The organism is Enterocloster bolteae (genome assembly GCF_002234575.2).
Classification (GTDB): Bacteria; Bacillota; Clostridia; order Lachnospirales; family Lachnospiraceae; genus Enterocloster; species Enterocloster bolteae.
This window is the reverse complement of the sequence record NZ_CP022464.2, coordinates 3,665,562-3,680,798: the sequence shown is the minus strand read 5'-3', so window position 1 is coordinate 3,680,798 and position 15,237 is coordinate 3,665,562. Positions and strand designations below refer to the sequence as shown.

Sequence of the window (15,237 nt, the reverse complement as noted above, 5' to 3'; positions counted from 1 at the left end):
CCGATACCAAAAAGCAAAGGGAAATCATAGTAAGAAGAGGGGAAGGAATATGATGGATTATGCAAAGACGGCAAGTCTGGTCATCAAGTACGTAGGCGGAAAAAACAATATTAAGTCAGTTACCCATTGTGCCACCAGACTTCGTTTTCAGCTCAGGGATAACGGGCTGCGAAACGAGGAGGCAATCAGTGACCTGGAAGGGGTAAAGGGAGTGTTTCTCACACAATCCCAGTTCCAGATCATATTTGGTTCCGGTATTGTGAATATGGTCTGCGATGAAGTACAGAAGCAGCTGGGAACATTGGAGGAAAAGCCGGAGGAAAAAGAAGAGGGGAAGGGAAATGTGGTCCAGCGTTTCATCAAGATGCTCAGTGACATTTTCGTGCCCATCATTCCCGCTATTGTGGCAGGCGGTCTTCTTATGGGACTTAACAACCTTCTGACGTCCCCGCTTGTAAACGGGCAGTCAATGATTGAGCTGTACCCCATGTGGCAGGGACTGGCTTCGGCCATCAACACCTTTGCAAACGCACCCTTTACCTTTCTGCCGGTACTGATTGGATTCAGCGCAACCAGAAAGTTTGGAGGAAATGCGTTTTTAGGGGCGGCCATGGGCATGATTATGGTCCATCCGGATTTGCTGAATGCATACCAGATTGGCTTGGCACAGCCTCCTGTATGGGACATCTTTGGTTTTCAGATAGCTGCCATCGGATACCAGGGAACTGTTCTTCCTGTTCTGGCCGTCTCCTGGATTCTGGCCAATATCGAGAAACGGCTTCACAAGGTTACGCCGTCCTGGCTGGATAATCTGACAACCCCACTTTTATCCATCCTGGTAACTTCTTTCCTGACCTTTATCTGCGTGGGACCTGTGCTGAGGGAAGCCGGCAATCTGCTGGCCTCAGGCATCACATGGCTCTATAATACTCTGGGACCTGTGGGCGGAGCACTCTTTGGATTTGCATATGCTCCTATTACCATGACCGGCATGCACCACAGCTTTATTGCCATTGAGACACAGCTGCTGGCCGACAGCGCCCATACAGGCGGAAGCTTCATTTTCTCAACAGCAAGCATGAACAATGTGGCCCAGGGCGCCGCGGTCCTGGCAGTGCTTCTTATGACAAAGAATGACAAGATGAAGTCCATCTGCTCTGCATCCGGTATTTCTGCCTTGTTAGGCATTACGGAACCAGCCATGTTTGGTGTGACATTGAAACTGAAGTATCCATTCTATGCAGCCATGGCCGGATCGGCGGCAGGAAGCGCTTATCTGGCAGCCACCAAGACACTGGCTCAGGCATTGGGCGCGGCAGGACTTCCGGGCTTTATCTCCATGAAGCCTGACCACTATATGAATTTTGCCATTGGAATCATTTTGTCCATGGGCGTTTCCTTTGCCCTTACCATGGTGTTCTGGAAAAAGTTTGCTCTTGGCAGGGAGGACGGCCCGGAGAAAAAGGATGCAGGCAGGGCTGAGGGAACGGAAACAGCCTCGGACATGGAAATATCCCGAAAAATCGAAATGCCACAGGAAATAGAGCAGTCCCGGGAAATCATCACTGAACTTTATGTCCCCATGAAAGGGCAGGTCCTGGATGTGGGACAGTCCGCAGATGAGGTTTTTGCATCCAAGGCCCTGGGGGACGGCGTGGCTATCAATCCGGCTGGGGGCATGGTATGCGCGCCGTGCGACGGCACCATAAGCCTGCTGTTTCCGACAAAGCATGCGGTGGGAATTACATCTGAGACAGGCGTGGAAGTGCTCATTCATATCGGAATCAATACAGTACAGCTGGATGGGCAGGGATTTGAGGCCTTTGTGGCACAGGGGGATAAGGTAAAGAAGGGCCATAAGCTTATTGCCGCTGACCTGGATTTGATTCGGGAAAAGGGAATGAATCCGCAGACTATGATGATTCTGCCTGAGGGCGGAAATCTGGATGTGACCGTATATCCTGGCGGACAGGCGGACAGCGGGGACCTGGCGGTGAAAGCGGTTAAGACAGTTAAGACGGCATAAACATGCTGCGCAGGTAGGGAGAAAGCCGCCTGAAGAAAGCAGTGGTGAGAAGAATGCCGCCTGAAGAAAGCAGTGGTGAGGAGGAAGCAGCTTGAAGAAATATGAGAAGGTCCGCAGGGAGGACTATGAAGCATGGTACCGGGACAACCGGGAATACAGGGAAAGGGTCAGGGCGGATGAAAGCCGCCTGGCCTACCACCTGATGCCGGAAACCGGCTGGATGAACGACCCCAATGGGCTCTGCCAGTTTCAGGGACTGTACCATATATATTATCAGTATACACCCTTTGAGCCCACAGGGGAGATTAAGCTCTGGGGTCACTATACCACACGGGATTTCATTCACTATAAACAGGAGGAGCCGGCGCTTTTTCCGGACCAGGACCTGGATGCCCATGGCGTATATTCCGGTTCTGCTTATGTGGAGGATAAGACCATCCATTATTTTTACACAGGCAATGTAAAGCTGTTTGACAGGGATGATTACGATTATATTATGAGCGGCCGGGTGAGTAATACCATTCATGTTACAAGCAGGGACGGATATCATTTTTCTGCCAAGGAACTGGTCATGAACCACAAGGATTATCCGGCTGGCATGAGCTGTCACATAAGGGACCCCAAGGTCTTTAAAAAAGGGGAGTATTACTATATGGTACTGGGGGCCAGGGATGCCCTGAGCAAGGGAATGGTCCTTGTGTACCGGTCAATGGATTTAACAAATTGGGAGTATTTTAATAGAATTACGACGGAACAAACATTTGGCTATATGTGGGAATGCCCTGATTTGTTCTGTCTGGACGGCCAGCTCTGCCTGGTCTGCTGCCCCCAGGGGGTGAAGCCCATGGGAACAGAGTATCAGAATGTGCATCAGTGCACGGTCTTTTGTCTGGACTATGATTTTAGGGAAAATACCATCAGGCTGAATTCGCAGTTTCCCGGAATGGTGGACCGGGGCTTTGATTTTTATGCGCCTCAGACCTTTCTGGACGAGCAGGGGCGGCGCATTCTCATAGGCTGGATGGGAATACCGGACGCAGAATATACCAATCCGACGGTAAAAGCCGGATGGCAGCATGCCCTTACCATGCCGCGCCTCCTTCATATGAGGGAAGGACGTCTTTTACAGCAGCCTCTGGAGGAAATGAAGGAACTTCGCCGGGACAGAAGAGATTATGATTTTTGGGAGCTTGGGAAGGGTGTGGAAACAGGACTTGTGTTCGAGGCGTGTTTATCCATGGAGTCCTGCAGTGATATGTGCCTGACCATCAGGGATGATGTCACATTGTCCTATCAAAATGGCCTGCTGACCCTGGACATGGGAAACAGCGGAAGCGGCAGGACAAGACGCAGTGTTTTACTGGAACAGCTTACGGACCTGCGCATATTTTCAGACACCACTTCGCTGGAAATATTTGTAAATAATGGACTGGAGGTCTTTACCACAAGGGTGTACGGTGACCGTCCTGGTATGCGGATAAAAGGGAAGTGCTGCGGAACTGTAAGTGTCTATGAACTCAGCGGTTTTATATATGAATAAGAAAGAGTTTGTTAAATGAATTTTTAAGTCTGCCCGGGGTGCCTGCGGGCAGGCTTTTTTTGATAAGGACTTCTTTGGGCGGAAGGAGTAATTTACGAATAAAAAAATGAGGCATGTAATATAAAAATATGGTATTCTGTAGATACACAGAACGAGCAGATTCATGGCTTTTAAAGGTACAAAGGCGTTAAGCTCATAAATGAGCCGAAAGTACAAACAGGTTAAAAGGAGCTGCAATATGAGAAAAAAGAAATACATTTTATATTTTGCCGCCGCCGCGGCTGCGGCAGGCCTTGGCCTTGGCGCGTGCTCGCCCGGCACAGGTGCGCAGAAGGAGACGGCGTCATCTGTGTCAGCAGGCCAGCAGACCGCGGTGAGCGGGGGCACAGAGTCCGGAACAGAGTCTGAAACAGGGTATGAGAACGGGCATGAAACAGGGCATGAAACAAGGCATGAGACAGAGCTTGAAACAGAGGAAGGGACTGCATCGGAGCATACCACGGAGCATATCCCGGAGCAGGAAGCTGCAAAAGCCCCTGTTCTGCGTCTGAAGCTGCCGGATGACGTAACGGTATGCAGCAGCCCTGTTATAATTCAGAAGGATGAGCATACCGTACAGATTCAGTTTCATGATGAAAACACACAGTCTGATGCCATGGCCTGGGCTTCCCTGGAGGCAGGAGGCGGCCCCTCGGAATACTACGTCCTTGACGAGGAGGGGACTCTGCAGCAGGAGGTTTGGGCAGGAGAGAAACTGGTGAAAATGACAATCCAAAAAACAGTGGAAAATTCCGATATCCACGGTATACTGGTTTCCTGGGAGCATGAGGGTGTGTTCTATGAACTTTGGGAGGATGATGCCAGGGACAGTATGGATGCTGTGATAGAAATGGCTTCAGCCATTGCTGTTCGCAGCGCGGCGGTCCAAGGCAATTAGGCCTGGAGCAAATCATCTCCAAAAACCGGGTAAGGAGGAAGGAAAGCATGTGTCCCTTCTAAAGAAACTGGTCACTTTCAGAACGTTGGTAGGATATGATGTCATTGATGTCGCAGTCCAGAATGCGGCAGAGGTCATTGAGCGTTGTGGTGCTTAACGGCTTGTTTTTCCGGAGTCTGTCTATGGTGGAGCTTGACAGGTTATGATTATAGATTAAGGTATAGGTGGATTCATCAGAATTCTTGAGCGTGTTCCAAAAAGGTTCATATGTAATCACGGTGTATCCTCTTTTCTTACGTGTATATTATATAGATAGAAAAATAAGGTAATTTCAGTTTACCTAAAAAAATGGCTCATATCCCGGATATGCAGAATTTGCCTACAAAAAAGGTGAAAAATTCCATTTTAGCCGTAAGGGGAGAGGGGATGGACATATGTCAGGCGGACAAAATCCATTGCCCATTGCCCTTCATTTTCCTTAGAATCTATCTAAAGAACGCTGGAATCAGGTTGTTTTCCCCTTATGGAAAAAAATTCTAATTCAGTAAAATCCATTGAAATATAGGGCTTTTAAGGAAAATGTAAGACAGTGTAAGAGGAAAAGGACTTGCTTTTTTCATAAAAGTTTGTATAATGGGATAACGGAGTGAAATTAAGCATGTAATTTTCAGTTATCAGGCTTATGAATCCAGGAGGCAGAGTAGAATGAAAGTCAGGAAGGTACTGGGCGGCTTTGCGTGGGCCATGCTTGCGGCGATGCTGATTTTGGTAAATGCAATGGCGGCTAACGGGGATGATTTGTTTGACCAGACAGAGAATTCCAATGTATCAGCGGTGATTCAGTATCAGCGGTGATTCAGTGACGATGCAGTATTTTTTGAGGTTCAGCAGTTATGAGGAGAGACCGGCGCGGATGCTGGTCTTTTTTGATGCGGTAAAACCAGGCCTTATTGTTTTTGACAAATCACGGGGTTGCTACAGCAAGTTTTGCAATGTATTGAACAAAAAGGGATATGGATTATTCACCCTCAGGGTGGTAATATTAAATCATGAAATCAACAAACACAGGAGGGAATGGTTATGCATTTATTAGACAGTGAACTGAGGAATAAGGAAGAGTGGGAAGCAGCAGAAATAGAACTTCCAAAATTTGACAGAGAAGCGATGAAGGCAGCTACCAGAGAGTGTCCGCAGTGGGTGCATTTCGGTGCAGGCAATATCTTCCGCGCATTTCCTGCAGCGTGTCAGCAGAAGCTGCTGAACGATGGTGTTGAAAAGACCGGAATCATCGTGGCAGAAGGTTATGACTATGAAATCATCAAAAAGGCATACAGGCCTCAGGATGACTTAAGCCTCCTGGTCACACTGAAAGCCAATGGAACCATTGAGAAAACTGTGATTGGAAGCCTTGCCCAGTCCCTGACCGTGGATCGCCAGGATGCGGAGGACTGGAACTGTTTAAAGGATATTTTTGCCAGTAAAACCCTGCAGATGGTCAGCTTCACCATCACAGAAAAGGGCTACAGCATCACTTCGGCAGACGGGTCCTTCCGCCCGGACGTAAAGGCTGATTTTGAGGCTGGTCCGGAACAGGCAGACAGTTATATCGGTAAGCTCTCCGCCCTGTGTTACTGGAGATATACCCATGGCGCAGCTCCGTTGGCCCTGGTCAGCATGGATAACTGTTCCCACAACGGCGATAAGCTGTATGCGGCTGTGGACGCTTATGCAAAGGCATGGACAGAGAACGGAAAGGCTGACAGCGGATTCCTGGAGTATATTGAGAATCCGGCGCATGTTTCCTTCCCGTGGAGCATGATTGACAAAATCACCCCACGTCCGGATGACAGCGTCAAGAAGATGCTGGAGGAGGCAGGCTTTACAGATACAGAGAGCATTGTCACCAGCAAGAACACATATGTGGCTCCTTTTGTCAATGCAGAGGAAGCGGAATACCTGGTGATTGAGGATGCGTTCCCCAACGGACGCCCCAGGCTGGAGCATGCAGGCGTCATGTTTACTACCAGGGATACCGTAGAAAAGGTGGAGCGCATGAAGGTGTGCACCTGCCTGAATCCCCTTCACACCACCCTGGCTGTATATGGCTGTCTCCTGGGCTACACCAAGATCAGCGAGGAGATGAAGGACGCAGACCTGGTGAAGCTGGTGGAAATCATCGGTTACAAAGAAGGTCTTCCTGTGGTTACGGATCCCGGCATTCTTTCTCCTAAGAAGTTTATTGACGAGGTATTGCAGATCCGCGTGCCCAATCCTTTTATGCCTGATACGCCACAGAGAATTGCCTGCGACACATCCCAGAAGCTGTCCATCCGTTTCGGTGAGACCATTAAGGAATACATGGCAAGGCCTGAGCTGGATGTGAAGTCCCTTAAGTTCATACCCATGGTTCAGGCAGGATGGTGCCGTTACCTGCTGGGGGTAGATGATGAGGGCAATACCTTTGCCGTAAGCCCGGACCCCATGTATGAGGGACTGGCTGAGAAGCTGCAGGGCGTAAAGGTAGGAGAGCCGTGCAATGTACACGAAGTGCTTCAGCCTGTTTTAAGCGATGCCAAGATATTCGGAGTGGACCTGTATGAGGCAGGGCTGGGCGAATATGTGGAGAGCATTTTCTCTGAGCTGATTGCAGGCAAGGGTGCTGTAAGGGCTGCCCTTCAGAAACATCTGGCAGAGGCTTAGACACATTTAAATCAAGAAAATACGAGAGAATATAAGAATCTATAAGAAACACGGTCCGGCCCCTGGCCGGCCCGGCACACGCCCGGACAAAGGCATACAGCCCCTGTCCGGGCGCTTTTTGATGTTGGGGAGATGTGAGTATTTACAAAAAGTGGGAGAAATTAATGAATTTGTAACAAAAAAGTCATATTTTATATACAAAACAGGGAGAATATGGTATTATAGTGGGAACGAACGGATGTTTAGGTCTGATTCACTGAACTTACAGGCATTTGCCTTTTTGATATAGATTAAGAATGGAAATGGGAATTTCCAGGAATCATAAGATAATTGGGAAAGACAGAGGTTACGTATGAAAAGGTGGATAGCAGCAGGCATATTAATCCTTGCAATGACAGGATGTTCCCGGTATGAACCGGCAAAGGAGATGACCAGAGCCCAGGAGGAGTCTGTGCAGTCTGAGGCATCAGGGGCCCAGAACGGGCAGGAGACCCAGGAGGCAGAGGCGGCTGATTCCCAGGTCATTACCATTTCCACATATCCGCCCAGAAACCCGGTAAAGGTAAAGGGCATCTATGTATCCGCCTATGTAGCCGGTACCGGTGATATGATGGATAAGATCATTGAGGAGATCGACAGGACAGAGCTCAATGCAGTGGTCATTGATGTGAAGGATGACCAGGGAAGGATCACCTATGCCATGGATTCCCCTACGGTAAATGAGATAGGGGCCTGCCAGGTTTTTATCCAGGACATGCCTGCGCTTATGGCAAAGCTTAAGGAGCATGGAATCTATACCATAGCCAGGGTGGTGGCGTTCAGGGACCCCTATCTTGCAGAACAGAAGCCGGAGTGGAGCCTGCATGTGGCTGACGGCAAGATTTACCGGGATAATAAAGGCCTTGCATGGGTAAATCCTTATAAGAAGGAAGTCTGGGATTATCTGATTGAGGTGGGGAAAAAGGCAGGCGAAGCGGGATTTGACGAGATTCAGTTCGACTATATCCGGTTTGCCGTGGACAAGACCATGAATGATGTTGTTTTTGACGACGCGGATACCCAGGGACGCGATAAGACCCAGGCTATTACGGAATTCATAGGCTATGCCCATGATGAGCTGGCAAAGGAAGGACTCTTTGTGTCGGCCGATGTATTCGGCACCATTATGCGCAGCGAGGAGGATGCGGCTGCCGTGGGCCAGGAATATGAGGACATGGCGGAGCAGCTGGATTATATATGCCCCATGATTTATCCATCCCACTACGGGCCGGGAAATTTTGGAATAGAGTATCCGGATACCCAGCCGTATGATACAATATTAAATGCATTGAATGGTTCCAGGGAGCTTCTGGCCGCATCCGCAAAGGAGGATGCGCCGCAGGCCGTGGTAAGGCCGTGGCTTCAGGACTTTACTGCGTCCTATCTGGAACATTATATTAAATATGGCGATGAACAGGTGAGGCAGCAGATACAGGCTGTCTACGATGCAGGCTATGACCAGTGGATTCTCTGGGATGCAGGGGTCAGTTATCACTACGGCGGGCTGCTTACTCCGGAGGAAGCAGAGGAAGAGGACCAGCGTATATCCCAGTCCAGGGCGGCGCTGGAGACAGAGAGGGACGCTGCAGAGAACGTTCCGGCAGAGACAGTCCCGGCAGAGAACGCTCCGCCAGAGACTGTCCCGCCAGAGGCAGTCCCGTCAGAGAACGTTCCGCCAGAGACTGTCCCGCCGGCAGGCGCAGCCCGGTAAAACGGCATGCCGGAAAACGAAAAAGCATCTGAATATAGGGCCATATGAAAAGGATGGTGACAGGTATTGTTTGATTTAGAGGAAGAACTGAAGAAACTCCCGGCCAGTCCGGGAGTTTATCTTATGCACAATGACAGGGATGAGATTATATATGTGGGCAAGGCCATCAGCCTTAAGAACCGGGTCAGGCAGTATTTCCAGAGCAGCAGGAATAAGACGGCCAAAATTGAACAGATGGTGTCCCATATTGCATGGTTTGAATATATCCTGACAGATTCCGAGCTGGAAGCCCTGGTGCTGGAGTGCAACCTGATTAAGGAGCACAGGCCGCGGTACAACACCATGTTAAAGGATGACAAAAGCTATCCTTATATCAAGGCAACCATGGGGGAGGATTTTCCCCGCCTTCTGTTTGCCAGGGACATGAAAAAGGACGGCAGAAGCCGTTACTTTGGTCCTTATACCAGCGCCGGGGCTGTAAAGGACACCCTGGATTTGATACACAAATTGTACCGGATCAGGACCTGCAACCGGAATCTGCCAAAGGATACGGGAAAGGAGCGGCCGTGTCTCAATTACCACATCAAGCAGTGCGACGCCCCGTGCCAGGGTTATATTTCCAGGGAGGAATACCAGTCCAACTTTAACCAGGCCCTGGACTTTTTGAACGGCAGATTCGACCCTCTCATAAAGAACCTCCAGGAAAAAATGCAGACTGCTTCGGACAATCTGGAGTTTGAGCGGGCTATTGAGTACCGGGAGCTGCTAAACAGCGTGAAGCAGGTGGCGCAGAAGCAGAAGATTACCAGCAGCGGCATGGAGGACCGGGACATCGTGGCCATGGCCAGGGATGAGAGAGACGCGGTGGTACAGGTGTTCTTCATCCGGGAGGGCAAGCTGATTGGCAGGGACCATTTTCATATATCGGCTGCCACGGCGGAAAATGAGGGCGAGATTCTGGACAGCTTTGTAAAGCAGTTCTATGCAGGCACACCATTTATTCCAAGGGAACTGTGGCTCCAGCATCCTTTGGGGGATGAGGAGGTCATCAGCCAGTGGCTGTCCGCCAAACGGGGACAGAAGGTAAGGCTGGTGGTTCCGAAAAAGGGAGAGAAGGAACGCCTGGTGGAGCTGGCAGCCAGGAATGCAGCCCTGGTGCTGTCCCAGGATAAGGAACGGATTAAGAAAGAGGAGCTTCGCACCATCGGGGCCATCAACCAGATTGGAGAGCTTATTGGAATCGGGGGCATCCGGCGCATGGAGGCGTACGATATCTCCAATACAAGCGGTGTGGAGTCCGTGGGTTCTATGGTGGTTTACGAGGACGGCAGGCCAAAGCGCAGCGATTACAGAAAATTCCGCATCAAGACAGTCCAGGGTCCCAATGACTATGCGTCTATGGAAGAGGTGCTGACGCGCAGGTTTTCCCACGGTATGAGGGAGACAGAGGAGCTGAAGGAAAAGGGCGCCGATTTAAGCATGGGAAGTTTTACCAGGTTTCCGGACCTGATCATGATGGACGGCGGCAGAGGACAGGTAAACATTGCCCTGGAGGTCCTTGATAAGCTGGGGCTTTCCATACCGGTCTGCGGTATGGTGAAGGATGATAACCACAGAACCAGGGGACTCTACTATAATAATGTGGAGATTCCCATTGACCGTCACTCCGAAGGGTTCAGGCTTATCACCAGGATTCAGGATGAAGCCCACCGTTTTGCCATTGAATACCACAGGAGCCTCAGGGGAAAGGGGCAGGTAAAATCCATACTGGACGACATTCCAGGGATTGGGCCGGCCAGGAGAAAGGCCCTTATGCGCCATTTTAAGGATATAGAGGCGGTGAGAAGCGCTTCCGTGGAAGAACTGGAACAGACGCCGCAAATGAACCGCAGGTCGGCCGAATCCGTATACCGCTTTTTCCATGGGGATAAGGAAAGTGACAGGACCGGTGGCCAGGCCGCATTGCAGGACAATGGAAAGCCCGGCACCAGCGCAGACCCGGATGGCGGGGCAAAAACGGACTTCCAAATTATGGAAACACAATGATAAAAATACATGACAACCGAACTAAATTATGATAGTATGATAGAAGTTAAACGAGAAGCGAAACCAGGTCAAGGGGGTATTATCATGCATGGAGTAACCATATCGGAATTAATCAAGAAGATGAAGCTTAAAAACACCACGCCGGAGATTGACACGGACAAGATTGTGCTGACGCATCCGGATGTGAACCGTCCGGCACTGCAGCTCACGGGATTCTTTGATCATTTTGACAGGGAGCGGGTTCAAATCATCGGATACGTAGAGCAGGCATATATTAATACCATGGACCAGGAGCAGAAGCGCCGGATGTACGATAAGCTCACATCCAGCCAGATTCCATGTCTGGTGTTCAGCCGCGACCAGGAGCCGGATGAGGACCTTTTGGAATTCTGTAATTACTATGGCGTTCCCTGCCTTGTGTCTGATAAGACCACCTCTGCCCTGATGGCAGAAATCATCCGCTGGCTCAACGTAAAGCTGGCTCCCTGTATCAGTATCCACGGCGTGCTGATTGATGTATTCGGTGAAGGTGTGCTGATTATGGGAGAAAGCGGCATCGGCAAGAGCGAGGCTGCCCTGGAACTGATTAAGAGGGGACACCGTCTGGTGACGGATGACGTGGTGGAGATACGCAGGGTCAGCGATGATACCCTGATAGGAAGCGCCCCTGACATCACCAAGCATTTTATCGAACTGCGGGGCATTGGCATCATTGATGTAAAGACCCTGTTCGGTGTGGAGAGCGTTAAGGATACCCAGTCCATTGACATGGTTATCAAGCTGGAGGACTGGAGCAAGGATAAGGAATACGACAGGCTGGGCCTGGAAGACCAGTACACCGAGTTTTTAGGCAACCAGGTGGTCTGCCATACCATTCCCATCCGTCCGGGACGCAACCTGGCTATTATCGTGGAGTCCGCGGCCGTCAACTACCGCCAGAAGAAGATGGGCTACAATGCAGCCCAGGAGCTGTACAACCGGGTACAGGCCAATTTGGGAAAGGGCCAGGAAAATTAGTCGTAAGCGAGGAATGTATTTTGAATCTGGAACATATGTTGAAAGAGGTGCTTGTATCAGAAGGCGCAGTGTGCCGATTCATGGAACCCATGAGCAACCACACCACCTTCCGCATCGGGGGGCCGGCTGAAGCCTATGTATGCCCCGGCAATGAAGATGAGCTGGGAAAGGTCATCTGCATGTGCAGGGAACATGACATTCCCTGGAACGTACTGGGGAATGGCAGCAATCTCCTGGTCAGCGACAGGGGAATCAAGGGCGTGGTCATTGCCATGGAAGGAAACTGGTGTTATGCCGGGGCAGAGGGAAGCGTTATACGTGCGGGGGCAGGTGAACTGCTGGGCCGTGTGGCCCGTGTGGCCCTGGACCACTGCCTGACCGGTATGGAATTTGCCGCAGGCATACCCGGCAGCGTAGGCGGTGCCCTGGTGATGAACGCGGGGGCCTATGGCTCTGAGATAAAGAATATCCTCAAATCAGCCAGGGTCATGACAAATGAAGGAGAGGTGCTGGAGCTTTCCGTGGATGAGCTGGAGCTGGGATACCGCACCAGCTGTATCCCACACAGGGGCTATACAGTGCTGGAGGCATCCTTTCAGCTGGAACCGGGGGACCAGGAAGCCATTGAGGCCCGGATGAAGGAACTGGCAGCCAGACGGAGGGAGAAACAGCCTCTGGAATATCCCAGCGCAGGCAGTACCTTCAAACGTCCCCAGGGATACTTTGCGGGCAAGCTCATTGAGGATGCCGGCCTCAGGGGATACGGCATGGGCGGTGCCAGGGTATCGGAGAAGCACTGCGGTTTTGTGATCAACGGCGGAAACGCTACTGCGTCCGATGTAATGGCCCTGTGCGGCCATATCAGAAAGACGGTGATGGAACAATCCGGTGTGGAGCTTGAGATGGAAGTGAAGCGCTGGGGGGAATTCTGATTTGGAATGCTAATTTTACGTAACTGAGGTGGATGGATGAAGCTTGTAATTGTAACCGGAATGTCCGGGGCAGGCAAGACAATTGCACTGAAAATGCTGGAGGATTTGGGCTTTTACTGTGTGGATAACCTGCCCATATCCCTGGTGGATAAATTTGCCCAGCTGGCAGCGGCCGGCAGCGACATCAGCCAGGCCGCCCTGGGCATAGACATCCGCAGCGGTGAGGAACTGAGCCAGCTGGATGCTGTTTTAAGGGGATGGAGGGAACTGGGGATGGATTACCAGATTCTGTTCCTGGATGCCAATGACGGGGTTCTGATTAAGCGGTACAAGGAAACACGCCGCAGCCATCCCCTGGCCGGGACAGGCCGGCTGGACAAGGGAATTGAAAAGGAGAGGGTCAAGCTGGCTTTTCTCAAAAAGGACGCGGACTTCATCATTGACACCAGCAAGCTCCTTACCAGAGAGCTGCGGCAGGAGCTGGAAAAGATATTCCTCAAACACCAGGAGTACTGCAACATGTTTGTCACGGTTCTTTCCTTTGGCTTTAAGTACGGCATTCCGGAGGATGCGGACCTGGTGTTCGACGTGCGTTTTCTGCCCAATCCCTACTATTCGGAGGACCTGCGCCTGCTGACAGGGGAGGACCAGTCTGTCCGGGATTATGTGATGCAGGGAGGCACCTGCGCCCAGTTTCTGGACAAGCTCTATGACATGATGGATTTCCTCCTGCCTAATTATATCAATGAAGGAAAGAACCAGCTGGTGGTGGCAGTTGGCTGTACCGGAGGCAAGCACCGCTCCGTGACGGTTGCCAGGGCCCTTTGCGCCCACCTGACTGCCAGGGCCGAATACGGCATTAAAATAGAACACAGGGACATCGACAAAGACAATAAAAGGAAGTAGCGGACATGTCATTTTCTTCCAGCGTAAAAGACGAGCTGTCCAGGCAGATGCCTGGGGCGCGCCACTGCCAGATAGCAGAGACAGCAGCAATCCTGAGCCTGTGCGGAAGGGTAAAGATATCAGCCTCAGACCATTTTTGGATTGAAATCCATACGGAAAATGTGGCAGTTGCAAGAAAGTACTTTACATTATTGAAAAAAACATTTAATATAAGAACTGATGTCTCGATTCGCAGTGGAATAAATCCCGGACGGAGCAGGACATACATCGTAGCAGTCAGGGAACATGAGGAAGCCCTCAAGGTCCTGCAGGCAGTGAAGCTCATCAATTCCCAGGGGGAAATTGGTGAAAATCTTTCCCTGATCCGGAATGTGGTGCTTCAGAATGCCTGCTGCAGACGGGCTTTCATACGTGGCGCCTTCCTGGCGGCCGGTTCCATCAGCGCCCCGGAGAAGTTCTACCACTTTGAAATCGTGTGTCCCACCGAGCCAAAGGCGGAGCAGCTTAAGAACATCATTGCCACCTTTGATATCGAGGCCAAAATAGTGCCCAGGAAGAAGTACTATGTGGTCTATATCAAGGAGGGCAGCCAGATTGTGGACATCCTTAATGTGATGGAGGCCCCGGTATCCCTTATGGAGCTGGAGAATATCCGCATTGTCAAGGAGATGAGGGGCAGCGTAAACCGCCAGGTCAACTGCGAGACTGCCAATATCAATAAGACTGTGTCAGCTGCGGTGAAACAGATAGAAGACATCCGTTTCATTCAGTCTGTTGCCGGTCTTTCGGGTCTGCCTGAGAGTCTTCAGGAGATGGCCCGCATACGGCTGGAACGGCCGGAGGCGACCTTGAAGGAATTGGGGGAGGCCCTGGAACCGCCTGTGGGTAAATCAGGCGTGAACCACCGTTTGAGGAAATTAAGCCTTGTGGCTGAAGAGCTGCGGCAGCAGTTTCCAGACCGTAATACATCAAGTTTGCAATAGTTTTATCAAGTACGAATCAGTACGGGCACCTGAATGGCAGTCGGGATGCGGCCAGATTGGAACATGACCATTGGAACGTATCAGGGGCTGTGAACCATTCAAAGGAATGAGGAGGATTATTATGGTAAAGAAATTGATTACAGTTGAATTGGCATCAGGACTTGAGGCGAGACCGGCAGCTATGCTTGTGCAGGTAGCCAGTCAGTACGAAAGCGCGATTTACCTGGAAGCAGAGGCAAAGCGTGTGAATGCCAAGAGCATCATGGGAATGATGACTCTCTGTCTGACCGCAGGTGAATCCATTTTGGTGGAAGCCGACGGAAAAGATGAGGAGGCAGCTGTAACTGAAATTGAGAAGTATCTGAAAAACCAGTAACTACCAGTCCGTTTGTTTGGAGAG

General features: G+C 50.8%; 13 protein-coding genes. 12 read left to right on the top strand and 1 reads right to left on the bottom strand.

Annotated elements, in window-relative coordinates:
* The first annotated feature begins 49 nt into the window (after positions 1-49).
* The 3 genes from CGC65_RS17270 (at position 50) to CGC65_RS17260 (ending at position 4,503) form a co-directional block, all read left to right on the top strand.
* Positions 50-2,026 (top strand): sucrose-specific PTS transporter subunit IIBC, encoded by a 1,977-nt coding sequence (locus CGC65_RS17270; protein ID WP_002564632.1) that lies wholly within the window; start codon positions 50-52, stop codon positions 2,024-2,026.
* Positions 2,027-2,117: 91 nt separating this feature from the next.
* The gene (locus CGC65_RS17265) at positions 2,118-3,566 is read left to right on the top strand and encodes a glycoside hydrolase family 32 protein (protein ID WP_002564631.1); all 1,449 of its coding nucleotides are present in this window, start codon (positions 2,118-2,120) and stop codon (positions 3,564-3,566) included.
* A gap of 238 nt (positions 3,567-3,804) precedes the next feature.
* Positions 3,805-4,503 (top strand): hypothetical protein, encoded by a 699-nt coding sequence (locus tag CGC65_RS17260; RefSeq protein ID WP_002564630.1) that lies wholly within the window; start codon positions 3,805-3,807, stop codon positions 4,501-4,503.
* 58 nt (positions 4,504-4,561) lie between these two features.
* Here CGC65_RS17260 and CGC65_RS17255 read toward each other — a convergent pair whose 3' ends face one another.
* The gene (locus CGC65_RS17255) at positions 4,562-4,780 is read right to left on the bottom strand and encodes a helix-turn-helix domain-containing protein (RefSeq protein WP_002564629.1); all 219 of its coding nucleotides are present in this window, start codon (positions 4,778-4,780) and stop codon (positions 4,562-4,564) included.
* A 428-nt stretch (positions 4,781-5,208) separates the two neighbouring features.
* On the opposite strand from CGC65_RS17255, the gene CGC65_RS31360 reads away from it, so the two are divergent.
* The 9 genes from CGC65_RS31360 to CGC65_RS17210 all read left to right on the top strand — a co-directional run bounded on the left by CGC65_RS31360 (position 5,209) and on the right by CGC65_RS17210 (position 15,213).
* Positions 5,209-5,358, top strand: a complete 150-nt coding sequence (locus tag CGC65_RS31360) for a hypothetical protein (RefSeq protein WP_002564628.1) — start codon at positions 5,209-5,211, stop codon at positions 5,356-5,358.
* 225 nt (positions 5,359-5,583) lie between these two features.
* Positions 5,584-7,203, top strand: coding sequence for a mannitol dehydrogenase family protein (locus tag CGC65_RS17245; RefSeq protein ID WP_002564626.1), 1,620 nt, complete (start codon positions 5,584-5,586; stop codon positions 7,201-7,203).
* 352 nt (positions 7,204-7,555) lie between these two features.
* Positions 7,556-8,953 carry a putative glycoside hydrolase gene (locus CGC65_RS17240; protein WP_002564625.1) on the top strand — a complete coding sequence of 466 codons (1,398 nt, stop codon included), beginning with the start codon at positions 7,556-7,558 and terminating at the stop codon, positions 8,951-8,953.
* 66 nt (positions 8,954-9,019) lie between these two features.
* Positions 9,020-10,999: an excinuclease ABC subunit UvrC gene (uvrC, locus tag CGC65_RS17235; RefSeq protein WP_002564624.1), complete on the top strand. Its 1,980-nt coding sequence runs from the start codon at positions 9,020-9,022 to the stop codon at positions 10,997-10,999.
* An 84-nt stretch (positions 11,000-11,083) separates the two neighbouring features.
* Positions 11,084-12,016, top strand: a complete 933-nt coding sequence (hprK, locus tag CGC65_RS17230; RefSeq protein ID WP_002564623.1) for an HPr(Ser) kinase/phosphatase — start codon at positions 11,084-11,086, stop codon at positions 12,014-12,016.
* 20 nt (positions 12,017-12,036) lie between these two features.
* The gene (murB, locus tag CGC65_RS17225; RefSeq protein WP_002564622.1) at positions 12,037-12,948 is read left to right on the top strand and encodes a UDP-N-acetylmuramate dehydrogenase; all 912 of its coding nucleotides are present in this window, start codon (positions 12,037-12,039) and stop codon (positions 12,946-12,948) included.
* Positions 12,949-12,984: 36 nt separating this feature from the next.
* Positions 12,985-13,854 carry an RNase adapter RapZ gene (gene rapZ, locus CGC65_RS17220; protein WP_002564621.1) on the top strand — a complete coding sequence of 290 codons (870 nt, stop codon included), beginning with the start codon at positions 12,985-12,987 and terminating at the stop codon, positions 13,852-13,854.
* A 5-nt stretch (positions 13,855-13,859) separates the two neighbouring features.
* Complete coding sequence (gene whiA, locus CGC65_RS17215; protein ID WP_002564620.1) at positions 13,860-14,837, top strand: DNA-binding protein WhiA; 978 nt, start codon at positions 13,860-13,862, stop codon at positions 14,835-14,837.
* Positions 14,838-14,958: 121 nt separating this feature from the next.
* Complete coding sequence (locus CGC65_RS17210) at positions 14,959-15,213, top strand: HPr family phosphocarrier protein (RefSeq protein ID WP_002564619.1); 255 nt, start codon at positions 14,959-14,961, stop codon at positions 15,211-15,213.
* The last annotated feature ends 24 nt before the right edge of the window (positions 15,214-15,237 follow it).

What these genes read in the sequence shown, in the direction of transcription:
- CGC65_RS17270 (WP_002564632.1), top strand. Translation starts at nt 50, where the DNA reads ATGATGGATTATGCAAAGACGGCAAGTCTGGTCATCAAGTACGTAGGC.
- CGC65_RS17260 (WP_002564630.1), top strand. Translation starts at nt 3,805, where the DNA reads ATGAGAAAAAAGAAATACATTTTATATTTTGCCGCCGCCGCGGCTGCG.
- CGC65_RS31360 (WP_002564628.1), top strand. Translation starts at nt 5,209, where the DNA reads ATGAAAGTCAGGAAGGTACTGGGCGGCTTTGCGTGGGCCATGCTTGCG.
- CGC65_RS17245 (WP_002564626.1), top strand. Translation starts at nt 5,584, where the DNA reads ATGCATTTATTAGACAGTGAACTGAGGAATAAGGAAGAGTGGGAAGCA.
- CGC65_RS17240 (WP_002564625.1), top strand. Translation starts at nt 7,556, where the DNA reads ATGAAAAGGTGGATAGCAGCAGGCATATTAATCCTTGCAATGACAGGA.
- hprK (WP_002564623.1), top strand. Translation starts at nt 11,084, where the DNA reads ATGCATGGAGTAACCATATCGGAATTAATCAAGAAGATGAAGCTTAAA.
- rapZ (WP_002564621.1), top strand. Translation starts at nt 12,985, where the DNA reads ATGAAGCTTGTAATTGTAACCGGAATGTCCGGGGCAGGCAAGACAATT.
- whiA (WP_002564620.1), top strand. Translation starts at nt 13,860, where the DNA reads ATGTCATTTTCTTCCAGCGTAAAAGACGAGCTGTCCAGGCAGATGCCT.
- CGC65_RS17210 (WP_002564619.1), top strand. Translation starts at nt 14,959, where the DNA reads ATGGTAAAGAAATTGATTACAGTTGAATTGGCATCAGGACTTGAGGCG.